Source organism: Streptomyces sp. NPDC093085 (assembly GCF_040683935.1).
In the GTDB taxonomy this organism is placed as follows: domain Bacteria; phylum Actinomycetota; class Actinomycetes; order Streptomycetales; family Streptomycetaceae; genus Streptomyces.
Map to the genome: position 1 here is coordinate 133,406 of NZ_JBFBFB010000010.1, position 24,985 is coordinate 158,390.

A 24,985-nucleotide genomic window follows, 5' to 3' on the forward strand; every position below is an offset into this window, starting at 1 on the left:
CGGCGGGTCGTACCACGGCCCCCGGCGCCTCATGGTGGTCGCGCTGATTTCCGCGGGGGCAGGTCCCCACAACACTTCGTGGCCGCTCCGGCGCACATCCCGCGTGGGGCGGTTGGACAGGGAGAAACGAGAAGGTGGCAGCACCTAATAAGGGCCGAAGGCAAGCGGGCGCCCCAGGCAGGCCAGGGCGCACCCTGGTCCTGTTCCTGATTGCCATGGTGGCTCTCACGGGCGGCATGTTCATGTCCGGCCATGTCACGCCACGTCTGGGGATCGACCTCGCGGGCGGCACGAGCATCACGCTCCAGGCGAAGAACACGCCGGGCAAGCCGAACGCGATCAACAAGACCAACATGGACACCGCCGTCAGCATCATCGAGCGGCGCGTCAACGGTCTTGGTGTCTCGGAGGCCGAGGTACAGACCCAGGGCAACGAGAACATCATCGTCAACATCCCCCGGGGCACCAACGAGGAGCAGGCCCGCCAGCAGGTCGGCACCACCGCCCAGCTCTTCTTCCGGCCTGTCCTGGCCGTCGCCGCCGGGTCCCCGGCCCCGGAGCCCTCCGCCGGCGGCTCGCCGAGCGCCAGCCCCTCCGCCTCGACCAGCGCGTCGAGCGGGGACAAGGCCGGGAGCGGCGACAAGGGGACGGAGTCCGGATCGCCGTCGCCCACCTCCTCCGAGACCAGCCAGGGCCGCGCCGTCACGGACGCCCTGAAGGCCGACGAGACGCCCTCCACCTCTTCCTCGCCCGACGCCTCCGCCTCCGCCTCCGGCGACGGCGCAGCGGACGGCAAGGCCGACGACAAGGCCACCCCGGACCCCTCCGCTTCCGCCACCTCCGACGCCGAGACCGCCGCGCTGGAGAAGAAGTTCACCGAGCTGAACTGCGAGAACGAGAAGGCGCGCACCGAGGTCAACCAGAGCTCCAAGCCCTCCGACACCATCGTCGCCTGCGGCAAGAACAGCGGTGACCAGTGGGAGAAGTACGTCCTGGGCCCGGCCGAGCTGGAGGGCACCGACGTCGACGACGCGCAGGGCGTCTTCGACCAGCAGCGCGGCATGTGGATCGTCACCATGGACTTCACCGGTGGCGGCACCAAGAAGTTCCAGTCGATCACCGGCAAGCTCTCGAAGCAGCAGTCGCCGATGAACCAGTTCGCCATCGTCCTCGACGGCAACGTCGTCTCGGCGCCCTCGGTGAGCCAGACCCTCGGCGGCAGCGCCGAGATCTCCGGCAGCTTCGACCAGACGTCCGCCCAGGACCTGGGGAACATCCTGTCGTACGGCGCACTGCCCCTGAGCTTCCAGGAGCAGTCCGTCACCACGGTCACCGCCGCGCTCGGCGGTGAGCAGCTCGAAGCCGGTCTGATCGCGGGCGCCATCGGCCTCGCCCTGGTCATCATCTACCTGGTGACCTACTACCGGGGTCTCTCCGCGATCGCCATCCTCAGCCTCGGCGCCTCCGGCGTCATGACGTACACGATCATGGCGCTCCTCGGCCCCGGTATCGGCTTCGCGCTCAACCTCCCGGCCGTCTGCGGCGCCATCGTCGCCATCGGTATCACCGCGGACTCGTTCATCGTCTACTTCGAACGCATCCGCGACGAGATCCGCGAGGGCCGTACGCTCCGCCCGGCCGTCGAACGCGCCTGGCCGCGCGCCCGGCGCACCATTCTCGTCTCCGACTTCGTCTCCTTCCTCGCCGCCGCTGTGCTCTTCGTCGTCACCGTCGGCAAGGTCCAGGGCTTCGCCTTCACCCTCGGTCTGACCACGCTCCTCGACGTGGTCGTGGTGTTCTTCTTCACCAAGCCCGTGATGACGCTCCTGGCCCGGACGAAGTTCTTCTCCAGCGGCCACCCCTGGTCCGGTCTCGACCCCCAGCGCCTCGGCGCCAAGCCGCCGCTGCGCCGCGCCCGTCGCGTCAGCCGCCCCACCGACCCGAAGGAGGCGTGAGATGTCGCGACTCGGCGATCTCGGCGCCCGGCTCTACCGAGGCGAAGTCGGTTACGACTTCATCGGGAAGCGCAAGATCTGGTACGGAATCTCGATCCTGATCACCATCACGGCCATCGCGGCCCTGGCGGTGCGCGGGCTCAACATGGGCATCGAGTTCAAGGGCGGTGCCGTCTTCACCATCTCGAAGACCAGCGTCTCCGAGGTCCAGGCCCGCGAGGACGCGGAGAAGGCCTCCGGGCACGACGCGATCGTCCAGAAGCTCGGCAACGGCGGGATGCGGATCCAGGTCACCGAGCTGGACACGCAGCAGGCCGACAAGGTCAAGCAGCAGCTCGCCAAGGACCTCAAGGTCGACGCGGCGAAGATCAACGCGGACCTGGTCGGCCCGAGCTGGGGCGCGACCATCGCCAACAAGGCGTGGATGGGTCTGGGGATCTTCATGATCCTGGTGGTGATCTATCTCGCCATCGCCTTCGAATGGCGGATGGCGGTCGCCGCGCTCATCGCCCTCATCCACGACCTCACCATCACGGTCGGGGTCTACACCCTGGTCGGCTTCGAGGTCACCCCCGGTACGGTCATCGGTCTGCTGACCATCCTCGGTTACTCCCTCTACGACACGGTCGTCGTCTTCGACTCCCTCAAGGAGGGGGCGCAGGGGATCACCAAGCAGACCCGCTGGACCTACAGCGAGATCGCCAACCGCTCGATCAACAGCACGCTGGTGCGCTCCATCAACACCACCGTGGTCGCCCTGCTCCCGGTCGGCGCGCTGCTCTTCATCGGCGGCGGCTTCCTCGGCGCGGGCATGCTCAACGACATCTCGCTCTCGCTCTTCGTCGGCCTCGCCGCCGGCGCGTACTCCTCGATCTTCATCGCCACTCCGCTCGTCGCCGACCTCAAGGAGAGCGACCCGCAGATCAAGGCGTTGAAGAAGCGGGTGCTCGCCAAGCGCGCGGCGGCCGCCGCCAAGGGCGAAGAGGCCGCCGACGAGGCCGTCGGAGCCGCCGGTGACACCGACGGCGCCGACGGCGGCGACGGAGTGGCGGACGCCCCCGGTGCCGCCGCCGTGGCGGGCCCGCGCGGCCGGGGCGGCCGGGGCAGGCCCTCCGGATCGGGGCGCCGCCGATGACCGGCACCAGCACCCGCGAGCTGCTGCTCAGCCGCATCCGTGACGTCACCGACTATCCGAAGCCCGGCGTGGTGTTCAAGGACATCACCCCGCTGCTGGCCGACCCGAAGGCCTTCACCGCGCTCACCGACGCCCTCGCCGAGATGTGCGGACGGGTCGGCGCGACGAAGATCGTCGGCCTGGAGGCCCGCGGCTTCATCCTGGCGGCCCCGGTGGCGGTCCGGGCGGGCGTCGGCTTCATCCCCGTACGGAAGGCGGGCAAGCTCCCCGGAGCGACCCTCGCACAGTCGTACGAGCTGGAGTACGGCTCCGCGGAGATCGAGATCCACGCCGAGGACCTGGACCACACCGACCGGATCCTCGTCATCGACGACGTCCTCGCCACCGGCGGCACCGCCGAGGCCTCCCTGGAGCTGGTCCGGCGGGCCGGCGCCCAGGTCGTCGGCGTCGCCGTCCTGATGGAGCTGGGCTTCCTGGGCGGCCGCGAGCGGCTCGCCCCGGCGCTCGACGGCGCCCCGCTGGAGGCGCTGATCACGCTCTGAAAAGCCGCTCACCACGGCATGGAACGACGGCAGGACGGGCACCCGGGAACAGTCGGGTGCCCGTCCCGCGTTCCGTGGAGCCCGGGCCCCTCAGAGGCCATGGGACGAGAGGGACGCCCGAGGTCGATACCATGGAACCTCCGGGCCTGACCGGGGGACCTGGATCCGCACGAGGAGCGCTCTTGCCAGACGAGGTTCAGCCACTGGCCGCCGCGACGCCCGATCACCCCGCCGACCAGGCCGCGGCAGGCTCCAGCAGGCCCCGTGACCGGGACCGGACCGCCGCCGGGACGCCCCCGGAGAGCGCCGAGCGCTCCGCGCCGGCCGCCCGTCCCGCCGTCCCCGTGACCGCCCCCAAGCCGGGCGCCACCGCCGTCCCCCGCACCGGCGGCTCCTCCAATCGGGTGAGGGCCCGGCTGGCCCGGCTCGGGGTGCAGCGCTCCTCCCCGTACAACCCGGTCCTCGAACCGCTGCTGCGGACCGTACGGGGCAACGACCCCAAGATCGAGACCGCCACCCTCCGCCAGATCGAGAGCGCCTACCAGGTCGCCGAGCGCTGGCACCGGGGCCAGAAGCGCAAGAGCGGCGACCCGTACATCACCCACCCGCTCGCGGTCACCACCATCCTCGCCGAGCTGGGCATGGACCCCGCCACCCTGATGGCCGGGCTGCTGCACGACACCGTCGAGGACACCGAGTACGGGCTCGACACCCTCCGCCGCGACTTCGGCGACCAGGTCGCCCTGCTGGTCGACGGGGTCACCAAGCTCGACAAGGTCAAGTTCGGCGAGGCCGCGCAGGCCGAGACCGTACGGAAGATGGTCGTCGCCATGGCCAAGGACCCCCGTGTCCTGGTCATCAAGCTCGCCGACCGGCTCCACAACATGCGCACCATGCGCTATCTCAAGCGGGAGAAGCAGGAGAAGAAGGCCCGCGAGACGCTGGAGATCTACGCCCCGCTCGCCCACCGGCTGGGCATGAACACCATCAAGTGGGAGCTGGAGGACCTCGCCTTCGCGATCCTCTACCCCAAGATGTACGACGAGATCGTCCGGCTGGTCGCCGAGCGCGCCCCCAAGCGGGACGAATACCTGGCCATAGTGACCGACGAGGTCCAGTCCGACCTGCGCGCCGCCCGGATCAAGGCCACCGTCACCGGACGCCCCAAGCACTACTACAGCGTCTACCAGAAGATGATCGTCCGGGGCCGGGACTTCGCCGAGATCTACGACCTGGTGGGCATCCGGGTCCTGGTCGACACCGTCCGTGACTGCTACGCGGCGCTCGGCACCGTCCACGCGCGGTGGAATCCGGTCCCCGGCCGGTTCAAGGACTACATCGCGATGCCCAAGTTCAACATGTACCAGTCGCTCCACACGACGGTCATCGGGCCCAACGGCAAGCCGGTCGAACTCCAGATCCGTACGTTCGACATGCACCGCCGCGCCGAGTACGGCATCGCCGCGCACTGGAAGTACAAGCAGGAGGCCGTCGCCGGCGCCTCCAAGGTCCGTACCGACGTACCGAGGAGCGCGGGCCGGGGCGCCAACCAGGACACCGTCAACGACATGGCATGGCTCCGCCAGCTCCTGGACTGGCAGAAGGAGACCGAGGACCCCAGCGAGTTCCTGGAGTCGCTCCGCTTCGACCTCTCGCGCAACGAGGTCTTCGTCTTCACGCCCAAGGGCGATGTCATAGCGCTGCCCGCCGGCGCCACCCCGGTCGACTTCGCGTACGCGGTCCACACCGAGGTCGGACACCGCACCATAGGCGCGCGGGTCAACGGGCGGCTCGTGCCGCTGGAATCGACCCTCGACAACGGCGACCTGGTGGAGGTCTTCACCTCCAAGGCCGCCGGCGCGGGCCCCTCCCGGGACTGGCTCGGCTTCGTCAAGTCGCCGCGTGCCAGGAACAAGATCCGCGCCTGGTTCTCCAAGGAGCGCCGCGACGAGGCGATCGAGCAGGGCAAGGACGCCATCGCCCGCGCGATGCGCAAACAGAACCTGCCGATCCAGCGCATCCTCACCGGCGACTCGCTGGTCACCCTCGCGCACGAGATGCGCTACCCCGACATCTCCTCCCTGTACGCGGCGATCGGCGAGGGCCATGTGGCCGCGCAGGGCGTCGTCCAGAAACTGGTGCAGGCACTCGGCGGCGAGGAGGCCGCCAACGAGGACATCGCGGAGAACGCGCCGCCCTCCCACGGCCGCGCCAAACGCCGCTCCAACGCCGACCCCGGCGTGGTCGTCAAGGGCGTGGACGACGTCTGGGTGAAGCTGGCCCGCTGCTGTACGCCGGTCCCCGGCGACCCGATCATCGGCTTCGTCACCCGAGGCAGCGGCATCTCCGTCCACCGCGCCGACTGCGTCAACGTGGACGCGCTCTCCCAGCAGCCCGAGAGGATCAAGGACGTCGAGTGGGCGCCCACCCAGTCCTCGGTCTTCCTCGTCGCCATCCAGGTCGAGGCGCTGGACCGCTCCCGGCTCCTGTCGGACGTCACCCGGGTCCTCTCCGACCAGCACGTCAACATCCTGTCGGCCGCCGTCCAGACTTCCCGGGACCGGGTCGCCACCTCGCGCTTCACCTTCGAGATGGGCGACCCCAAGCACCTGGGCCATGTCCTGAAGGCGGTACGGGGCGTGGAGGGCGTCTACGACGTCTACCGCGTGACCTCGGCCCGCAGGCCCTGACCGTCCGTACCGGAGAAAGCGGGCGGCCCGCGGTGGGAATCCACCGCGGGCCGCCCGCTTCCGCGTCCGCCGGCGAGCCGGGGCCGCCCGTGCCGGGGCCGCTCAGCCGCCGAACTCCTGCAAGCCCTTGAGCGCCTGGTCCAGCAGCGCCTGCCGGCCCTCCAGCTCCCGGGCGAGCTTGTCGGCCTTCGCGTTGTTGCCCGCCGCGCGCGCCGCGTCGATCTGCGCGCGCAGCTTGTCCACGGCCGCCTGGAGCTGCCCCGTCAGACCCGCGGCCCGCGCGCGGGCCTCCGGGTTCGTCCGGCGCCACTCGTTCTCCTCGGACTCCTGGAGCGCCCGCTCCACCGCGTGCATCCGGGCCTCGACCTTCGGCCTGGCGTCACGCGGTACGTGCCCGATCGCCTCCCAGCGCTCGTTCAGCGCCCGGAACGCCGCGCGGGCGGCCTTGAGGTCCGTGACCGGCATCAGCCGCTCGGCCTCGACCGCCAGCTCCTCCTTGAGCTTCAGGTTCTCCGTCTGCTCGGCGTCCCGCTCGGCGAAGACCTCGCCCCGCGCCGCGAAGAAGATGTCCTGCGCGCCACGGAAGCGGTTCCACAGCTCGTCCTCGGCCTCGCGCTGGGCGCGGCCCGCCGCCTTCCACTCCGCCATCAGCTCGCGGTAGCGCGCCGCCGTACCGCCCCAGTCGGTGGAGCCGGAGAGCGACTCCGCCTCCGCGGCCAGCTTCTCCTTGGCCTTACGGGCCTCCTCGCGCTGCGCGTCGAGCGCCGCGAAGTGCGCCTTGCGCCGCTTGGAGAACGCCGAGCGCGCGTGCGAGAAGCGGTGCCACAGCTCGTCGTCGGACTTCCGGTCCAGCCGGGGCAGCCCCTTCCAGGTGTCCACCAGCGCCCGCAGCCGCTCGCCCGCCGACCGCCACTGGTCGCTCCGCGCCAGCTCCTCGGCCTCGGTGACCAGCGCCTCCTTGGCCAGCCGCGCCTCGTCGGTCTGCTTGGCCCGCTGCGCCTTGCGCTCCTCGCGCCGCGCGTCGACCGTGGCCACCAGTGCGTCGAGCCGCTTGCGCAGCGCGTCCAGATCGCCGACGGCGTGGTGCTCGTCCACCTGCGCGCGCAGATGGTCGATGGCCGTCGTCGCGTCCTTCGCGGACAGGTCGGTGGTCTTCACGCGCTTTTCCAGGAGGCCGATCTCGACCACCAGGCCCTCGTACTTGCGCTCGAAGTAGGCCAGGGCCTCCTCGGGAGAGCCTGCCTGCCACGATCCGACGACCTGCTCACCCTCGGCCGTACGCACGTACACGGTGCCCGTCTCGTCGACGCGGCCCCACGGGTCGCTGCTCACAGCGCCTCCTCCACCTGATACCCGTCAGGACCGCACGGTCCCCGGGCATCATCCACAGTTCCTGGGACGGGCTGCGCCCGCCCTGCACAACGCCAATCTAGGCGACCGGCCGCCCGGCTGTCCGCACTCAGCACGGCCGAAATTCACAAGGTCACGCCTTGTCGACCGTGACCTTCTCCACGGTGACGGCCTCCTTGGGCGCGCCGTCGCCTCCGCCGCCCTCCACACCGGCCTTGCCGATCGCCTCCACGATCTTCAGCCCGGCCTTGTCCAGGGTGCCGAACGGCGTGTAGCTGGGCGGCAGTTTGGTGTCCTTGTAGACCAGGAAGAACTGGCTGCCTCCGGTGTGCGGCTGCCCGGTGTTGGCCATGGCCACGGTGCCCGCCTTGTACGTCACGCTGCCGTCCGCGCCCGCCTTGCCCAGCGAGTCCAGGTTCTCGTCCTCGATCGTGTAGCCGGGGCCGCCGGTGCCGTCGCCCTGGGGGTCGCCGCACTGGAGCACGAAGATGCCCTCCGTGGTCAGCCGGTGGCACTTCGTGTTGTCGAAGTACCCCTTGTCGGCGAGCGACTTGAACGAGTTGACGGTGTGCGGGGTCTTCTTGGCGTCCATGGCGATCGGGAGGTCGCCCTGGCTCGTCTTGAAGTCCATCGTGTACGTGGCGTTCTGGTCGATGGCCATCTTCGGCTCGGGCGCCTCGGACTCCGTCTCCGAGGGCGTCGGGCTCGCCTCCGCGGCCGCGTCGTCCTTCGTCGACTTGTCACCGTCGCTGAGGCCGATGGAGAAGTACGCCGCACCCCCCGAGAGCACCACGACGGCCAGCACGGCGGCGATGACGGCATTGCGCCGCTTCGCCTTCTGGCGGGCCTCCACCCGCCGCTGCTGCTGCCGCTCGAACTTCTCCCGCGCGAGCTGCCGCCGTCGCTGATCGGTCTTGGCCACCGGGTCCACTCCTCGTGTCTGTGTGTGATCCTGTGCGGTCAGATCCGGCCTGACCAGTGCTACGGCCGGAGCATGATTTCCGGCGGAGGCACCAGATGCGTACGGTATATGGGTTGGCTGTGGAATGAGGAGCGCCGGTATTCTCGGCGCACCCCCGTATTTCCCGGCCGGGCCATGTGCGCCGGACGACACAAGACGACAAAAAGGGACGATCGTGCTCATTGCCGGGTTCCCCGCCGGAGCCTGGGGGACCAATTGCTATCTGGTCGCCCCCGCCGCGGGTGAGGAGTGCGTGATCATCGACCCCGGCCACCAGGCCGCCGAGGGCGTCGGGGAAGCCGTCAGGAAGCACCGCCTCAAGCCCGTCGCCGTCATCGCGACCCACGGGCACATCGACCATGTCGCCTCGGTCGTGCCGGTGTGCGGAGCACACGACGTGCCCGCCTGGATCCACCCCGCCGACCGCTACATGATGAGCGACCCGGAGAAGGCCCTCGGCCGCTCCATCGGGATGCCGCTCCTGGGCGAGCTGACCATCGGCGAGCCGGACGACGTACGGGAGCTGTCCGACGGCGCCGTGCTGGACCTCGCCGGTCTCGAACTGACCGTCGCGCACGCGCCCGGCCATACCAAGGGGTCGGTGACCTTCGCGATGCCCGAGGCGGCGGACATCCCGCCCGTCCTCTTCTCGGGCGATCTGCTCTTCGCCGGCTCCATCGGACGCACCGACCTGCCCGGCGGCGACCACACCGAGATCCTGGCCTCGCTGGGCCGGGTGTGCCTGCCGCTCGACGACGCGACCGTGGTCCTCTCCGGACACGGCCCCCAGACCACCATCGGCCGTGAGCGCGCCACCAACCCGTACCTCCGGGACGTGGCCGCCGGCCAGGGAGACGGCACGACCGCCGCCCCGCGACGAGGAATGTGAAACCCCGACACCCCATGAGCACCTTCCAGGCCCCCAAGGGCACCTACGACCTGCTCCCGCCCGACTCGGCCCGGTATCTCGCCGTACGCGAGGCGATCGCCGCGCCGCTGCGGAACTCCGGCTACGGGTACGTCGAGACACCCGGGTTCGAGAACGTCGAACTCTTCGCCCGAGGCGTCGGCGAGTCCACCGACATCGTCTCCAAGGAGATGTACGCCTTCGAGACCAAGGGCGGCGACCGGCTCGCGCTCCGCCCCGAGGGCACCGCCTCCGTACTGCGCGCCGCGCTGGAGGCCAACCTCCACAAGGCCGGCAACCTGCCCGTCAAGCTCTGGTACTCCGGCTCGTACTACCGCTACGAGCGCCCCCAGAAGGGCCGCTACCGCCACTTCTCGCAGGTGGGCGCCGAGGCGATCGGCGTCGAGGACCCCGTGCTCGACGCCGAGCTGATCGTCCTCGCCGACCAGGCGTACCGCTCGCTGGGCCTGCGGAACTTCCGCATCCTCCTCAACTCGCTGGGCGACCGGGAGTGCCGCCCCGCCTACCGCGAGGCGCTCCAGGGCTTTCTGCGCGGCCTCGACCTGGACGAGGAGACCCGGCGCCGGATCGAGATCAACCCCCTGCGGGTCCTCGACGACAAGCGCGCCGAGGTCCAGAAGCAGCTCGTCGGCGCCCCGGTGCTCCGCGACCACCTCTGCGAGGCGTGCACGGCGTACCACGAGGAGGTCCGCGAGCTGCTGACCCTCCAGGGCATCGCCTTCGAGGACGACGAGAGGCTCGTCCGCGGCCTCGACTACTACACGCGCACCACCTTCGAGTTCGTCCACGACGGCCTCGGCGCGCAGTCCGCGGTGGGCGGCGGCGGCCGGTACGACGGGCTCTCCGAGATGCTCGGCGGCCCGGCGCTCCCCTCGGTCGGCTGGGCGCTCGGCGTGGACCGTACGGTCCTGGCGCTGGAGGCCGAGGGCGTCGCGCTGGACATCCCGCCCGCCACCACCGTGTACGCCGTCCCGCTCGGCGAGGAGGCCCGCAGGCGCCTCTTCGCCGTCGTCGCCGAGCTGCGCAGGGCGGGCGTCGCGACGGACTTCGCGTTCGGCGGCCGGGGGCTGAAGGGCGCGATGAAGTCCGCCAACCGCTCGGGCGCCCGGTACGCGCTCGTCGCGGGCGAGCGCGACCTCGCCGAGGGCGTCGTCCAGCTCAAGGACATGGAGAGCGGCGAGCAGCGCGCCGTCCCGCTCGGCACCGTGGTCACCGAGGTGACCCGCCGCCTCGGCTAGGGCCCGTCGTCAGGGGGCGGCCCGGTTGTCCACAGGGCCCCCGGGCCGTGGGGCCTGTACGGCAGAATGAAGATGCCCGTACAGGCCCCTCTGCGATGGAACGGCGATATGACGACTACTGCGGCTGACGACGTCTCCTCCGGCCAGGAGCGCGGCACGCCTCCCGGCACGGTCGGCGGCGGCCGGGCGTTCGCGCTGCTGCTCGTCGTCACCGGCGCGGCGGGGCTGCTCGCCGCGTGGGTCATCACCATCGACAAGTTCAAACTGCTGGAGGACCCGAACTTCACCCCGGGGTGCAGCCTCAACCCGGTGGTCTCCTGCGGCAACATCATGAAGAGCGCCCAGGCCTCCGTCTTCGGCTTCCCCAACCCGATGCTGGGCCTCGCCGCCTACTCCGTGGTGACAGCCATCGGGATGGGACTGCTCGCCGGGGCCCGCTTCCGCGGCTGGTTCTGGCTGGGGCTCAACGCCGGGACGCTCTTCGGCGTCGGATTCTGCACCTGGCTCCAGTACCAGTCCCTGTACAACATCAACTCGCTCTGCCTCTGGTGCTGCCTGGCCTGGGTCGCCACCATCCTGATGTTCTGGTACGTCACCTCCCACAACATACGTACCGGCGTGCTGCCCGCGCCCGGCGCCCTGCGCGGCTTCCTCGACGAGTTCACCTGGGTCCTGCCCGTCCTGCACATCGGCGTCATCGGGATGCTCGTCCTGACCCGCTGGTGGGACTTCTGGACCGGCTGAGCAGGATCCGGAGCGGGGCGGACCCCGGGCGGGGGCGGGGGTGCCGGCGTTGTCGGCGGCACGGCATAGGCTTCACGCGTGGAGCCCGACCTCTTTACCGCAGCCGCCGAAGACCGCCAGGAGAAGGACCCGTCCGCCAGCCCCCTGGCCGTCCGGATGCGCCCCCGCGTCGTCGACGAGGTCGTCGGCCAGGGCCATCTGCTCCGCCCGGGGTCCCCGCTGCGCCGGCTGGTCGGCGAGGGCGGCGGCGGTCCGGCGGGGCCCTCGTCGGTCATCCTCTGGGGGCCTCCCGGCACCGGGAAGACGACCCTCGCCTATGTCGTCTCCAAGGCCACCAACAAGCGCTTCGTGGAGCTCTCCGCGATCACGGCGGGCGTCAAGGAGGTCCGGGCCGTCATCGACGGGGCCCGGCGTGCCTCCGGCGGGTTCGGCAAGGAGACCGTCCTCTTCCTCGACGAGATCCACCGCTTCAGCAAGGCCCAGCAGGACTCCCTGCTGCCCGCCGTGGAGAACCGCTGGGTCACGCTGATCGCCGCGACCACGGAGAACCCGTACTTCTCGGTGATCTCCCCGCTGCTCTCCCGCTCCCTGCTGCTCACCCTGGAGCCGCTCACCGACGAGGACCTGCGGGCCCTGCTGCGGCGGGCGCTCACCGAGGAGCGCGGTCTCGGCGGCGCGGTCACCCTCCCCGAGGACGCCGAGGCGCATCTGCTGCGGATCGCGGGCGGCGACGCCCGGCGGGCGCTGACCGCGCTGGAGGCGGCGGCCGGCGCCGCGCTCGCCAAGAGCGAGCGGGAGGTCACCCTGGCGACGGTCGAGGAGACCGTCGACCGCGCGGCCGTCCGGTACGACCGGGACGGCGACCAGCACTACGACGTGGCGAGCGCCCTCATCAAGTCGATCCGCGGCTCCGACGTGGACGCGGCGCTGCACTATCTGGCCCGGATGATCGACGCGGGTGAGGACCCCCGGTTCATCGCGCGCCGGCTGATGATCTCGGCCAGTGAGGACATCGGCCTCGCCGACCCCACCGCGCTGCCGCTCGCCGTCGCCGCCGCGCAGGCCGTGGCCATGATCGGATTCCCGGAGGCCGCGCTCACCCTCAGCCATGCCACCATCGCCCTCGCCCTCGCCCCCAAGTCCAACGCCGCCACCACCGCCATCTCGGCGGCCCTGGAGGACGTACGGAAGGGGCTGACCGGACAGGTCCCGCCGCATCTGCGCGACGGCCACTACAAGGGCGCAGCCAAGCTCGGCCACGCCGAGGGGTACGTCTACCCGCACGACGTGCCGGGCGGGATCGCGGCGCAGGAGTACGCGCCGGAGGCGGTGCGCGGCCGGCGGTACTACGAGCCCACCCGGTACGGGGCGGAGGCGCGGTACGCGGACGTGGCGGAGAAGGTGCGCGAGCGGCTGCGCGGCGGCTGAGAGGTGCCGGCCTCACCGGGCCGCCGCGTCGAAGAGGGTGTGCATCGCGTACCGCAGCTCGTTGACGTTCCGTACCGGCTCGGGGAAGTCGAAGCGGGCGTCGAAGCACTGGACACCGGTGAAGCGCACCCGGAGCCCGAAGCGGTCGATCCCGACCGGCACGGCCGCGGTCCCCGCCGCGGAGGCGGTCGCGGAGCGCTCGCCGAGCAGCGCGCGCAGTGACCGGACCTCGGCGCCGTGGGCGGCGTGCAGATGCTGGAGCAGCTCCGCCTCGTGCTCCACCAGCGGGTCGGCGACCGCCTTCGCGAACTCCTCGGGCTCCACCTGCTCGGCGCCCCACAGGTCGTCCACGCACGCCTCGCCGACCTCCAGGCGGAGCGTCATCCGGCCCGCGTGCGCCGTCTCCGGCTCCCGGGTGAGCCAGCCGGAGAGCCAGGCCCGGCCCCGGATCCGGTGCGGTACGGAGACCGGCGCGACATCCGTCAGCTCCAGCACCGCGTTGAGTTCGTCGTCCTGCGCGTGGGTGGCGGCCCGTACGGCGGGGGAGTCCGAGGGGAAGACGAGGAACACCTCGCCGTCCGGGCCCACGCTCCGTGCCTCGGGCATGAGGGGGAAGGGCTGGGCCCCTTCCAGGCCGGGGATGAGCAGCACCGCCGAGCATGTACCCTGTACGAGAGTTCGTGTGCGTTCGGCTGCTGACGGCATCCGGTCGATTTCAAGCCCGCTGGGACGCGGCTGACCATGAGCTGATCGGACCTCCGTCGTTTCCCCGTCGCTCCCGGCGTCGGGGCTCTCTGTCGCGTCCGTGATGCGTGTGGTGTTCCCAGGGCGAGACATGCGATCTCCTTTAAGTAAGGTGAGCCTAACCTAACCTACAACGGAGGTCTGGAGAACGTGCCTAACCAGTCGCGTCCCAAGGTCAAGAAGTCGCGTGCGCTCGGTATCGCGCTGACGCCCAAGGCGGTCAAGTACTTCGAGGCCCGTCCTTACCCGCCGGGTGAGCACGGTCGTGGACGCAAGCAGAACAGTGACTACAAGGTCCGTCTGCTGGAGAAGCAGCGCCTGCGCGCCCAGTACGACATCAGCGAGCGCCAGATGGCCCGCGCCTACGACCGCGCCAAGAAGGCCGGCGGCAAGACCGGTGAGGCGCTCGTCGTCGAGCTGGAGCGCCGTCTCGACGCGCTCGTCCTGCGCTCGGGCATCGCCCGCACCATCTACCAGGCCCGTCAGATGGTCGTGCACGGTCACATCGAGGTCAACGGCGGCAAGGTCGACAAGCCGTCGTTCCGCGTCCGTCCCGACGACGTCGTGATGGTCCGCGAGCGCAGCCGCGAGAAGGTCCCCTTCCAGGTCGCCCGCGAGGGCGGTTACGCCCCCGACGGCGAGACCCCGCGCTACCTCCAGGTCAACCTGAAGGCGCTGGCGTTCCGCCTGGACCGTGACCCGAACCGCAAGGAGATCCCGGTCATCTGCGACGAGCAGCTCGTCGTCGAGTACTACGCCCGCTGACCCGGACGCGGTAGCTCCACCACGCTTGAGCCCGCCGTCCCCCGCGCCTCACGGCCGGAGGGCCGGCGGGCTTTCGCATGGCCCCGGCGCCCGACCGGCGGGGCGGCTAATGCGGTACGGGGGCGGGGTGCCGGCGCGATAGGGTCGGAGGACGACTTTCCGTCGTCCGCGGATGGCGGCGAGCTTCGACCTTCACGAGACAAGAGAGCGGTGCGGCGTGACCGGTGGAGAGGTTGCCGGAATCCTGGTGGCCGTGTTCTGGGCCATCCTGGTCTCCTTCCTGGCCGTCGTCCTGGTACGGCTGGCGCAGACGCTCAAGGCGACCACCCGGCTGGTGGCGGACGTCACCGACCAGGCCGTGCCCCTGCTCGCCGACGCCTCGCGGACGGTCCGCGCCGCACAGACCCAGCTCGACCGGGTCGACGCCATCGCCTCCGACGTCCAGGAGGTCACCTCCAACGCCTCGGCGCTCTCCACCACGGTCGCCTCGACGTTCGGCGGCCCCCTGGTGAAGGTCGCGGCGTTCGGCTACGGCGTACGCCAGGCCATGGGGCGCCGGGGAGCGCCCCCGGCCGACGCCGCGCGGCCCGCCCCGCGCCGTACGGTCGTCGCCGGGCGCACCCTCCCCACCGCCCGGTTCCGGAAGAAGAAGGGCTGACCGCAGCGATGTTCCGCCGTACGTTCTGGTTCACCGCGGGCGCCGCGGCCGGCGTCTGGGCCACCACCAAGGTCCACCGCAAGCTCCAGCGGCTCACCCCGGAGAGCCTCGCCGCCCAGGCGGCGAACAAGGCGATCGACGCCGGGTACCGGGTCCGTGAGTTCGCCGTCGACGTACGCTCCTCCATGGTGCGGCGCGAGGCCGAACTCGGCGAGGCCCTGGGCCTGGAGGCCCCCGCGGAACCCGCGCTGCCCGCCGCCCGGCGGCTCGCCGCACTCGACCGCCCCCGCACCACGTACTCCTACGACCCGCACAACCGGAATGAGGACCACTGATGGAGTCGGCTGAAATTCGTCGCCGCTGGCTGAGCTTCTTCGAGGAGCGCGGTCACACCGTCGTCCCTTCGGCGTCGCTCATCGCGGACGACCCGACTCTGCTGCTGGTCCCGGCGGGCATGGTGCCCTTCAAGCCGTACTTCCTCGGCGAGGTCAAGCCGCCCTTCGACCGCGCCACCAGCGTGCAGAAGTGCGTCCGCACCCCGGACATCGAGGAGGTCGGCAAGACCACCCGGCACGGCACGTTCTTCCAGATGTGCGGGAACTTCTCCTTCGGCGACTACTTCAAGGAGGGCGCCATCACGCTCGCCTGGGAGCTGCTGACCAGCCCGGTCGCCGACGGCGGATACGGTCTCGACCCGGAGCGCCTCTGGGTCACCGTCTACCTCGACGACGACGAGGCCGAGCGGATCTGGCGGGAGAGGATCGGCGTCCCCGCCGAGCGCATCCAGCGCCTCGGCAAGAAGGACAACTACTGGTCCATGGGCGTGCCCGGCCCCTGCGGCCCCTGCTCGGAGATCAACTACGACCGCGGCCCAGAGTTCGGCGTCGAGGGCGGCCCGGCCGTCAACGACGAGCGGTACGTGGAGATCTGGAACCTGGTCTTCATGCAGTACGAGCGCGGCGCCGGGGACGGCAAGGAGGACTTCCCGATCCTCGGTGAGCTGCCCTCCAAGAACATCGACACCGGTCTCGGCCTCGAACGCCTCGCCATGGTCCTCCAGGACGTGCGGAACATGTACGAGACGGACACGCTCCGGGTCGTCATGGACAAGGCCACCGAGCTGACCGGTGTGCGGTACGGCGCCGAGCACGGCTCCGACGTCTCCCTGCGCGTGGTCGCCGACCACATCCGTACCTCCACGATGCTCATCGGCGACGGCGTCACCCCGGGCAACGAGGGGCGCGGCTACGTCCTGCGCCGCATCATGCGCCGCGCCATCCGCAACATGCGCCTCCTCGGCGCCACGGAACCGGTCGTCGCCGCCCTGGTCGACGTGGTCATCCGCACCATGGGCGAGCAGTACCCGGAGCTGGAGACCGACCGCAAGCGCATCGAGACCGTCGCCCTCGCCGAGGAGGCCGCCTTCCTCAAGGCACTCAAGGGCGGCACCAACATCCTCGACACCGCCGTCACCGAGACCAAGGCCGCCGGCGGCCAGGTCCTCTCCGGGGACCAGGCGTTCCTGCTCCACGACACCTGGGGCTTCCCCATCGACCTCACCCTGGAGATGGCCGCCGAACAGGGCCTCTCCGTGGACGAGGACGGCTTCCGCCGGCTCATGAAGGAGCAGCGGGAGCGCGCCAAGGCCGACGCCAAGGCGAAGAAGTCCGGCCACGCCGACCTCTCCGCCTACCGCTCGGTCGCGGACACCAGCGGCCTGACCGAGTTCACCGGCTACACCGCCACCGAGGGCGAGTCGACCGTCGTCGGCCTCCTCGTCGACGGGGTGCCCTCGCCCGCCGCCACCGAGGGCGACGAGGTCGAGATCGTCCTCGACCGCACCCCCTTCTACGCCGAGGGCGGCGGGCAACTCGCCGACCAGGGCCGGATCAGGCTGGACAGCGGCGCCGTGGTGCAGATCCGCGATGTCCAGCAGCCGGTCCCCGGTGTCTCCGTGCACAAGGGGACCGTGCAGGTCGGCGAGGTGACGGTGGGCGCCTCCGGGTACGCCGCCATCGACCTGACCCGCCGCCGGGCCATCGCCCGCGCCCACAGCGCCACCCACCTCACCCACCAGGCGCTGCGCGACGCCCTCGGCCCGACGGCCGCCCAGGCCGGCTCCGAGAACTCCCCGGGCCGCTTCCGCTTCGACTTCGGCTCGCCCGCCGCCGTCCCCGGCACGGTCCTGCGCGACGTCGAGCAGAAGATCAACGAGGTGCTCGCCCGGGAGCTGGACGTGCACGCCGAGGTCATGCCGATCGCCGAGGCCAAGCGGCAGGGCGCCATCGCCGAGTTCGGCGAGAAGTACGGCGAGCAGGTCCGGGTCGTCACCATCGGAGACTTCTCCAAGGAACTCTGCGGCGGTACGCATGTCCACAACACCGCCCAGCTCGGCCTGGTCAAGCTGCTCGGCGAGTCCTCGATCGGCTCCGGGGTACGGCGTATCGAGGCCCTGGTCGGCGTGGACGCCTACCAGTTCCTCGCCCGCGAGCACACCGTCGTCGCCCAGCTCCAGGAGCTCGTCAAGGGCCGCTCCGAGGAGCTGCCCGAGAAGATCGCCGGGATGCTCGGCAAGCTGAAGGACGCCGAGAAGGAGATCGAGAAGTTCCGCGCGGAGAAGGTGCTCGCCGCCGCCGCCGGACTCGCCGGCTCCGCCCAGGACGTCCGGGGCACCGCCCTGGTCACCGGGCAGGTCCCGGACGGCACCTCCGCCGACGACCTGCGCCGTCTGGTGCTGGACGTCCGGGGCCGTATCCCCGGCGACCGGCCGGCCGTCGTCGCCCTCTTCACCACCGCCAACGGCCGCCCGCTGACCGTCATCGCCACCAACGAGGCGGCCCGCGAACGCGGTCTCAAGGCCGGTGACCTGGTCCGCACCGCCGCCAAGACGCTCGGCGGCGGCGGGGGCGGCAAGCCGGACGTCGCCCAGGGCGGTGGCCAGAACCCGGCCGCCATCGGGGACGCCGTCGCCGCCGTCGAGCGCCTCGTCGCCGAGACCGCCTGAGGCCGGCCGCGTGAGCGCGATGCGCCGAGGGCGCAGACTCGCGATCGATGTCGGGGACGCCCGGATCGGGGTCGCCTCGTGCGACCCCGACGGGATCCTCGCCACGCCGGTGGAGACCGTGCCGGGACGCGATGTCCCGGCCGCCCACCGGCGGCTCCGCGGGCTCGTCGAGGAGTACGAACCGATCGAAGTGCTGGTCGGGCTGCCCCGCTCGCTCAACGGGGGCGAGGGACCTGCCGCGGTGAAGGTACGGGCGTTCGCCCAGGAGCTGGCGCGGGGCATCGCCCCCGTACCGGTACGACTGGTCGATGAGCGGATGAGCACAGTGACGGCCGGACAAGGGCTGCGCGCTTCGGGCGTTTCCTCCCGGAAAGGCCGGTCCGTTATCGACCAGATGGCGGCGGTTGTCATCCTTCAGAGCGCGCTGGAGGCCGAACGGGTGTCAGGTAATCTGCCCGGCGAGAGCGTCGAAGTGGTCATCTGATCGCGGTACGGTAACGTTCCGCGCGAGTTGCGGTGTTCGAACAGCCACCGCACAGCAAAGAGGCGACACGGACGCCGCGCACTGCGCTCAGCGGTCACGCCTCGCGGCTCAAGGGGATCGATGACTGACTATGGCCGGAGCCCCGGCTCCGAACCGTGGCACCCGGGGGACCCGCTCTACGGGGACTCCGGGTGGGCGGCACAGCAGGGCACCGACGGCAGCGGCGTCTCCTACGGAGGGCAGCAGCAGTACCCGCAGCAGCCGCAGGCACCGGTCCAGGCGCAGGCACCGATGCAGGCGCAGGCTCCGTACGGGGCCCCGGCCCAGCCCCAGCCGCAGGATCCGTACCAGCAGCAGTACCAGCCGCAGCACCAGTACCAGCAGCAGCCGCAGCAACCCCAGTACCAGGGGGGCGGCGCCCCGTACGGTGCCCAGCAGTACCACGACCCCCAGTACGGTGAGCCGCAGTACAACGACCCGCGGTACGGCGGCCCCCAGCAGCACCCGGGGCCCCAGCGACAGCCCTCGTACAACGAGCCGCAGTACCCGGAGCCCCAGTACAACGAGCCGCAGTACAACGGCGGTTGGGACGACGGCCAGCAGGGCGGCATGCCGTACGGGGCCAACCCCTCGACCCCGTACCAGGGACAGCGCGCCGACTACCCCGACAGCCAGGACTACTACGCCACCGCCGACGCCTACCCGCCCCCGCAGCCCCCCGGCCAGCGGCACGCCGAGCCGGAGCCCGCGGACGGCCAGGAGAAGGCCGGCGAGGAGGCGGACGAGGAGGGGAAGGAGACCCACCCCTTCTTCACCGGCAAGGACGACGACGGGGACGCCGACGAGGGCCGCGCCGGTGAGGGGCGCGGCGGCGCCGGCCGGGAGCGCCGGGGCGGCAAGACGAAGAAAAAGAAGAGCCGCAACGGCACGGCCTGTCTGGTCGTCGCCGCGGTCTTCCTCGGCGGCGCCGGCGGTATCGGCTATGTCGGCTACCAGTTCTGGGAGAGCAAATTCGGCCCGCCGCCGGACTACACCGGCGCCGGATCCGGCGATGTCCAGGTGGAGATTCCGCAGGGCGCGGGCGGATACGAGATCGGCGCCATTCTGGTGAAGAACGGCGTGGTCAAGAGCCAGCGCGCCTTCGTCGCCGCCCAGAAACAGAATCCCAAGGGCAATACGATCCAGGCGGGCGTCTACATTCTCAGCAAAGAGATGTCCGCGCGGAACGCCGTCACCAGAATGCTCAGCCCCAACAGCCGCAACGCCCTGATCATTCCCGAGGGCAAGCGCAACGAATTCGTCTACGCGCAGATCGACAAACGCCTCGGCATCAAGAAGGGCGAGACCGCCGCCGTCGCCAAAGCGCAGGCCAAGAACCTCGGCCTGCCGAAATGGGCCGACGACAACCCCAGCATCAAGGACCCGCTGGAAGGATTCCTCTTCCCGGCGAGCTACCCGGTGGCCAAGGGGACGAAGCCGGAGGTCATCCTCAAGAAGATGGTCGCCCGCGCCAAGGCCGAGTACGAGAAGCAGGACCTGGAGGGCGAGGCGAAGAAACTCGGACTCAAGTCGCCGCTCCAACTGATCACCGTCGCCAGCCTCGTCCAGGTGGAAGGCAAGTACAAGCACGACTTCGACAAGGTCGCCCGGGTCGTCTACAACCGCCTGGAGCCGGACAACACCGAGACCGTCGGACGGCTCGAATTCGACTCCACCGTCAACTACATCAAGAGCCAGAGCAGGCTGGATCTCGGCGCGGTCGACGACCTGCGCAAGATCAAGGACCCGTACAACACCTACGACATCAAGGGTCTGCCGCCCGGCCCCATCAGCAACCCGGGTGCCGAGGCCCTGCACTCGGCGATCAACCCGGCCGAAGGCCCCTGGTACTACTTCGTGTCGGTGACCTCCGACAAGACACTCTTCGCCGTGACCAACCAGGAGCACGAAGAGAACCGGCGGCAGTACGAGAACGAGAGCAAGAAGCCGTGAACCAGCACCGGCGCGCGGCGGTCCTCGGATCGCCCATCGCGCACTCCCTCTCCCCGGCCCTGCACCGCGCGGCCTACGCCCAACTCGGCCTGGACGACTGGTCGTACGACCGGTTCGACGTCGACGAGTTCGGGCTCGCCGGCTTCTTCGACGCGCTGAAGGGCGATCCCGCCTGGGCCGGGCTCTCGCTGACCATGCCGCTCAAACGGGCCGTCATCCCCCTGCTGGACGGGGTCAGCGAGGCCGCCGCCGCCGTCGAGGCGGTCAACACCGTCCTCTTCACCGAGGACGGCCGGCGCACCGGGGAGAACACCGACATCCCCGGCCTGATCGCCGCGCTCCGCGAGCGCGGCATCGAGAAGACCGACTCCGCCGCCGTCCTCGGGGCGGGCGCCACCGCCTCGTCCGCCCTCGCCGCGCTCGCCGTGGTCTGCGCCGGCCCGGTCACCGCGTACGTACGGAGCGCCTCCCGCGGCGCCGAGATGCGCGGCTGGGGCGAACGGCTCGGGGTCGACGTCCGCATCGCCGACTGGGCCGAGGCCGAGCGGGCGCTGCACGCGCCGCTGGTGATCGCCACCACCCCCGCGGGCGCCTCCGACGCGCTCGCCGCAGCCGTGCCCGAGACGCCGGGCACCCTCTTCGACGTGCTCTACGAGCCCTGGCCGACCCGGCTCGCCGCGGCCTGGGACGCGCGCGGCGGCGCCGTGCTCGGCGGTCTCGACCTGCTGGTGCACCAGGCGGCGGTCCAGTTCGAGCTGATGACAGGCCGCTCGCCCGCGCCGCTCGCCGCGATGCGGGCGGCGGGCGCCGCCGAGCTCGGCTGACCCGCCCGCAGCCGTCCACCGCCGTCCGCTCCTCGGACCACTGCCCGCCGCACCGCCCCGACGTGGGAGAATCGGACAAGGCGGGCCAGGGCCGCGCACCCGGCCGCGCCGTCGCAGTGGCAGGCGCGAGGATGAGGAGCACCGTTGAGCAGGTTGCGCTGGCTGACCGCGGGGGAGTCCCACGGACCCGCACTCGTGGCGACCCTGGAGGGTCTGCCCGCCGGAGTCCCCATCACCACGGAGATGGTGGCGGACCACCTGGCCCGGCGCCGCCTCGGCTACGGCCGCGGAGCTCGGATGAAATTCGAGCGGGACGAAGTGACCTTCCTCGGCGGGGTGCGCCACGGGCTGACCATGGGCTCGCCGGTCGCGGTCATGGTGGGCAACACCGAGTGGCCCAAGTGGGAGCAGGTCATGGCGGCCGACCCGGTCGACCCCGCCGAACTCGCCGAGCTGGCCCGCAACGCCCCGCTGACCCGGCCCCGGCCCGGCCACGCGGACCTCGCCGGCATGCAGAAGTACGGCTTCGACGAGGCCCGCCCCGTCCTGGAGCGCGCCAGCGCCCGGGAGACCGCCGCCCGGGTGGCGCTCGGCGCCGTGGCCCGCTCCTACCTGAAGGAGACGGCCGGCATCGAGATCGTCTCCCATGTGGTCGAACTCGCCGCGGCCAAGGCCCCGTACGGCGTCTACCCCACCCCCGCCGACGTGGCGAAGCTCGACGCGGACCCGGTGCGCTGCCTGGACGCCGACGCGAGCAAGGCGATGGTCGCCGAGATCGACCAGGCCCACAAGGACGGCGACACCCTCGGCGGCGTCGTCGAGGTGCTGGCGTACGGCGTGCCCGTCGGGCTCGGCTCGCATGTCCACTGGGACCGCAGGCTCGACGCCCGGCTCGCCGCCGCCCTCATGGGCATCCAGGCGATCAAGGGCGTCGAGGTCGGCGACGGCTTCGGGCTCGCCCGGGTGCCCGGCTCGCTGGCGCACGACGAGATCGTGCCCACCGCCGACGGCATCCGGCGCTCCTCGGGGCGCTCCGGCGGCACCGAGGGCGGACTGACCACCGGTGAACTCCTGCGCGTACGGGCCGCGATGAAGCCCATCGCGACCGTGCCGCGCGCGCTGGCCACCGTCGACGTGGTCACCGGCGAACCGGCCGCCGCCCACCACCAGCGCTCCGACGTGTGCGCCGTGCCCGCCGCCGGCATCGTCGCCGAGGCCATGGTCGCGCTCACCCTCGCGGACGCGGTCGCGGAGAAGTTCGGCGGCGACAGCGTCACCGAGACCCGCCGCAACGTCGACGGCTACCTCGACCACCTGCGGATCCGATGAGCGCCCCGGACCCGGCCGGCACCCCGGTGGGGCCGGCCGGTCCCGTCGTGGTGCTCGTCGGCCCCATGGGCGTCGGCAAGTCCACCGTCGGCGAACTGCTCGCCGCCCGGCTGGGCACCGTGTTCCGCGACAGCGACGCCGACATCGTCGCCGAGCAGGGCCGGTCCATCGCGGAGATCTTCGTGGACGAGGGCGAGCCGCGCTTCCGGGCGCTGGAGCGGGCGGCGGTACGGCGCGCGCTCGCCGAGCACACCGGCGTCCTCGCCCTCGGCGGCGGCTCGGTTCTCGACCCCGGCACCCGCGCCGAGCTGGCCGGACGGCCCGTCGTCTATCTCTCCATGGAGGTCGCGGAGGCGGCCCGGCGGACCGGGCTGAACACGGCGCGCCCGCTGCTCGCCATCAACCCCCGCCAGCAGTGGAAGCTGCTGATGGAGGAGCGCCGCCACCTGTACACGGAGGTGGCCCGGGTCTCCGTCGCCACCGACGACCGCACCCCCGAAGAGGTCGTGGACGCCGTCCTCGACGCGCTGGACCCGCCCCGGCCGACGGAGCCGTCGGCCCCCGGCAAGGAGAACCCCGTATGACGGACCAGGCAGTCACCCGTATCCAGGTCGGCGGCACCGCCGGACACGACCCGTACGAGGTGCTGATCGGCCGGCAGCTCCTCGGGGAGCTGCCCGGACTGGTCGGGCCGCGCGTCCGGCGGATCGCCGTGATCCACCCCGAGGCGCTGGCCGGCACCGGCGAGACGCTCCGCGCCGACCTCGCCGAGCAGGGGTACGAGGCGGTCGCCATCCAGGTGCCGAACGCGGAGGAGGCGAAGACCGCCGAGGTCGCCGCGTACTGCTGGAAGGCGCTCGGGCAGACCGGCTTCACCCGCAGCGATGTGATCGTCGGGGTCGGCGGTGGCGCCACCACCGACCTCGCCGGGTTCGTCGCGGCGACCTGGCTGCGCGGGGTGCGCTGGATCGCCGTGCCGACGACCGTGCTCGCCATGGTCGACGCGGCCGTCGGCGGCAAGACCGGCATCAACACGGCGGAGGGCAAGAACCTGGTCGGCGCCTTCCACCCGCCCGCCGGGGTGCTCTGCGACCTCGCCGCGCTGGACTCCCTCGGTGTCCACGACTACGTCAGCGGGCTCGCGGAGATCATCAAGGCGGGGTTCATCGCCGACCCGGCCATCCTGGAGCTGGTCGAAGCCGACCCGGAGGCCGCGCGCACCCCGGCCGGGCCGCACACCGCCGAGCTGATCGAGCGGTCGATCCGGGTCAAGGCCGAGGTCGTCTCCAACGACCTCAAGGAGTCCGGGCTCCGGGAGATCCTCAACTACGGCCACACCCTGGCGCACGCCATCGAGAAGAACGAGCGCTACAAGTGGCGGCACGGCGCGGCGGTCTCCGTCGGCATGGTCTTCGCCGCCGAACTCGGCCGGCTGGCCGGCCGGCTCGACGACGCCACCGCCGACCGGCACCGCGCCGTCCTGGGCTCCGTCGGCCTGCCGCTGACCTACCGGGGCGACCAGTGGCCCAAGCTGCTGGAGACCATGAAGGTCGACAAGAAGTCCCGGGGCGACCTGCTCCGCTTCATCGTCCTCGACGGCCTCGGCAAGCCGACCGTGCTGGAGGGCCCCGACCCGGCGGTGCTCCTCGCCGCGTACGGGGAGGTGTCCGCGTGACGCGCCGGGTCCTCGTCCTCAACGGCCCCAACCTGGGGCGGCTCGGCTCGCGGGAGCCCGATGTCTACGGGGCGACCTCCTACGCGGGGCTGGTGGACACCTGCCGCACCCTCGGCAAGGAGCTGGGGTTCGATGTGGACGTCCGGGAGACCAACGACGAGGGCGAACTGGTCCGCTGGCTCCACGAGGCGGCGGACGGCTCGATTCCGGTGGTCATCAACCCCGGGGCTTTCACCCACTACTCGTACGCGATGCGGGACGCCGCCGCCCAGCGCACGGCGCCGCTGATCGAGGTGCACATCTCGAACCCGTACGCACGCGAGGAGTTCCGCCACACCTCGGTGATCGCGGCCGTCGCCAGCGGCACGGTCGCGGGCTTCGGCATCGGCTCCTACCGGCTGGCCCTCCGCGCGCTCGCGGAGGAACTCACCGGCTGACAGGGCCCGGAGCGCACCCCTGCCGCCTCCTGCCGTTCCCACCGGGGCGGCCGGGGGCGGTACCGTTCGGTAGCGCGGCTCGGGGGAGCCACGCCGACCAGG

22 protein-coding genes are annotated in these 24,985 nt (G+C 71.4%); 19 read left to right on the forward strand and 3 right to left on the reverse strand.

Features of this window, described 5'->3' with window-relative positions; genetic code table 11:
* Window positions 1–134 precede the first annotated feature (134 nt).
* From secD to AB0O07_RS25370, 4 genes are all read left to right on the forward strand, one after another.
* Entirely contained in the window at window positions 135–1,955 is a 1,821-nt protein-coding gene (gene secD / locus AB0O07_RS25355) for a protein translocase subunit SecD (RefSeq protein WP_365637080.1), read from the forward strand.
* A gap of 1 nt (window position 1,956) precedes the next feature.
* A complete protein-coding gene (gene secF, locus AB0O07_RS25360) occupies window positions 1,957–3,090 on the forward strand; it encodes a protein translocase subunit SecF (protein ID WP_365637082.1) in 1,134 nt (377 codons plus the stop codon).
* Window positions 3,087–3,632, forward strand: coding sequence for an adenine phosphoribosyltransferase (locus tag AB0O07_RS25365; RefSeq protein ID WP_365637085.1), 546 nt, complete (start codon window positions 3,087–3,089; stop codon window positions 3,630–3,632). The genes secF and AB0O07_RS25365 overlap by 4 nt, the downstream gene beginning before the upstream one ends.
* A 182-nt stretch (window positions 3,633–3,814) precedes the next feature.
* Window positions 3,815–6,322 carry a RelA/SpoT family protein gene (locus AB0O07_RS25370; protein WP_365637087.1) on the forward strand — a complete coding sequence of 836 codons (2,508 nt, stop codon included), beginning with the start codon at window positions 3,815–3,817 and terminating at the stop codon, window positions 6,320–6,322.
* A 102-nt stretch (window positions 6,323–6,424) separates the two neighbouring features.
* Here AB0O07_RS25370 and AB0O07_RS25375 read toward each other — a convergent pair whose 3' ends face one another.
* Both AB0O07_RS25375 and AB0O07_RS25380 read right to left on the reverse strand, forming a co-directional pair.
* Complete coding sequence (locus AB0O07_RS25375) at window positions 6,425–7,654, reverse strand: DUF349 domain-containing protein (RefSeq protein WP_365637089.1); 1,230 nt, start codon at window positions 7,652–7,654, stop codon at window positions 6,425–6,427.
* Between the two features lie 151 nt (window positions 7,655–7,805).
* On the reverse strand, window positions 7,806–8,594 hold the full coding sequence (locus tag AB0O07_RS25380; RefSeq protein ID WP_365637090.1) for a peptidylprolyl isomerase: 789 nt from the start codon (window positions 8,592–8,594) through the stop codon (window positions 7,806–7,808).
* Between the two features lie 214 nt (window positions 8,595–8,808).
* On the opposite strand from AB0O07_RS25380, the gene AB0O07_RS25385 reads away from it, so the two are divergent.
* The 4 genes from AB0O07_RS25385 to AB0O07_RS25400 all read left to right on the forward strand — a co-directional run bounded on the left by AB0O07_RS25385 (window position 8,809) and on the right by AB0O07_RS25400 (window position 12,971).
* A complete protein-coding gene (locus tag AB0O07_RS25385; protein WP_365637092.1) occupies window positions 8,809–9,522 on the forward strand; it encodes an MBL fold metallo-hydrolase in 714 nt (237 codons plus the stop codon).
* Window positions 9,523–9,536: 14 nt separating this feature from the next.
* Entirely contained in the window at window positions 9,537–10,799 is a 1,263-nt protein-coding gene (gene hisS, locus AB0O07_RS25390) for a histidine--tRNA ligase (RefSeq protein ID WP_365637094.1), read from the forward strand.
* Between the two features lie 108 nt (window positions 10,800–10,907).
* On the forward strand, window positions 10,908–11,543 hold the full coding sequence (locus AB0O07_RS25395; RefSeq protein ID WP_365637096.1) for a vitamin K epoxide reductase family protein: 636 nt from the start codon (window positions 10,908–10,910) through the stop codon (window positions 11,541–11,543).
* Window positions 11,544–11,621: 78 nt separating this feature from the next.
* Window positions 11,622–12,971, forward strand: a complete 1,350-nt coding sequence (locus AB0O07_RS25400) for a replication-associated recombination protein A (protein ID WP_365637099.1) — start codon at window positions 11,622–11,624, stop codon at window positions 12,969–12,971.
* Between the two features lie 12 nt (window positions 12,972–12,983).
* On the opposite strand, the gene AB0O07_RS25405 is transcribed toward AB0O07_RS25400, so the two are convergent.
* Complete coding sequence (locus AB0O07_RS25405) at window positions 12,984–13,676, reverse strand: DUF2470 domain-containing protein (RefSeq protein ID WP_365637101.1); 693 nt, start codon at window positions 13,674–13,676, stop codon at window positions 12,984–12,986.
* Between the two features lie 189 nt (window positions 13,677–13,865).
* On the opposite strand from AB0O07_RS25405, the gene rpsD reads away from it, so the two are divergent.
* The 11 genes from rpsD to aroQ all read left to right on the forward strand — a co-directional run bounded on the left by rpsD (window position 13,866) and on the right by aroQ (window position 24,883).
* On the forward strand, window positions 13,866–14,480 hold the full coding sequence (rpsD, locus tag AB0O07_RS25410; protein WP_365637103.1) for a 30S ribosomal protein S4: 615 nt from the start codon (window positions 13,866–13,868) through the stop codon (window positions 14,478–14,480).
* A 217-nt stretch (window positions 14,481–14,697) separates the two neighbouring features.
* Complete coding sequence (locus tag AB0O07_RS25415) at window positions 14,698–15,138, forward strand: DUF948 domain-containing protein (protein ID WP_365637105.1); 441 nt, start codon at window positions 14,698–14,700, stop codon at window positions 15,136–15,138.
* Window positions 15,139–15,146: 8 nt separating this feature from the next.
* Complete coding sequence (locus tag AB0O07_RS25420) at window positions 15,147–15,473, forward strand: DUF6167 family protein (RefSeq protein WP_365637107.1); 327 nt, start codon at window positions 15,147–15,149, stop codon at window positions 15,471–15,473.
* Window positions 15,473–18,142, forward strand: coding sequence for an alanine--tRNA ligase (alaS, locus tag AB0O07_RS25425; RefSeq protein WP_365637109.1), 2,670 nt, complete (start codon window positions 15,473–15,475; stop codon window positions 18,140–18,142). The genes AB0O07_RS25420 and alaS overlap by 1 nt, the downstream gene beginning before the upstream one ends.
* A 19-nt stretch (window positions 18,143–18,161) precedes the next feature.
* A complete protein-coding gene (ruvX, locus tag AB0O07_RS25430) occupies window positions 18,162–18,626 on the forward strand; it encodes a Holliday junction resolvase RuvX (protein WP_365637315.1) in 465 nt (154 codons plus the stop codon).
* Window positions 18,627–18,746: 120 nt separating this feature from the next.
* A complete protein-coding gene (gene mltG, locus AB0O07_RS25435) occupies window positions 18,747–20,618 on the forward strand; it encodes an endolytic transglycosylase MltG (protein WP_365637111.1) in 1,872 nt (623 codons plus the stop codon).
* On the forward strand, window positions 20,615–21,442 hold the full coding sequence (locus tag AB0O07_RS25440; protein WP_365637113.1) for a shikimate dehydrogenase: 828 nt from the start codon (window positions 20,615–20,617) through the stop codon (window positions 21,440–21,442). Before mltG ends, AB0O07_RS25440 begins: the two co-directional genes overlap by 4 nt.
* A 144-nt stretch (window positions 21,443–21,586) precedes the next feature.
* Window positions 21,587–22,771 (forward strand): chorismate synthase, encoded by a 1,185-nt coding sequence (gene aroC, locus AB0O07_RS25445; protein WP_365637115.1) that lies wholly within the window; start codon window positions 21,587–21,589, stop codon window positions 22,769–22,771.
* On the forward strand, window positions 22,768–23,355 hold the full coding sequence (locus AB0O07_RS25450) for a shikimate kinase (RefSeq protein WP_365637116.1): 588 nt from the start codon (window positions 22,768–22,770) through the stop codon (window positions 23,353–23,355). Before aroC ends, AB0O07_RS25450 begins: the two co-directional genes overlap by 4 nt.
* Window positions 23,352–24,446 carry a 3-dehydroquinate synthase gene (gene aroB / locus AB0O07_RS25455; protein ID WP_365637118.1) on the forward strand — a complete coding sequence of 365 codons (1,095 nt, stop codon included), beginning with the start codon at window positions 23,352–23,354 and terminating at the stop codon, window positions 24,444–24,446. The genes AB0O07_RS25450 and aroB overlap by 4 nt, the downstream gene beginning before the upstream one ends.
* Complete coding sequence (aroQ, locus tag AB0O07_RS25460) at window positions 24,443–24,883, forward strand: type II 3-dehydroquinate dehydratase (protein WP_365637120.1); 441 nt, start codon at window positions 24,443–24,445, stop codon at window positions 24,881–24,883. Before aroB ends, aroQ begins: the two co-directional genes overlap by 4 nt.
* Window positions 24,884–24,985 lie beyond the last annotated feature (102 nt).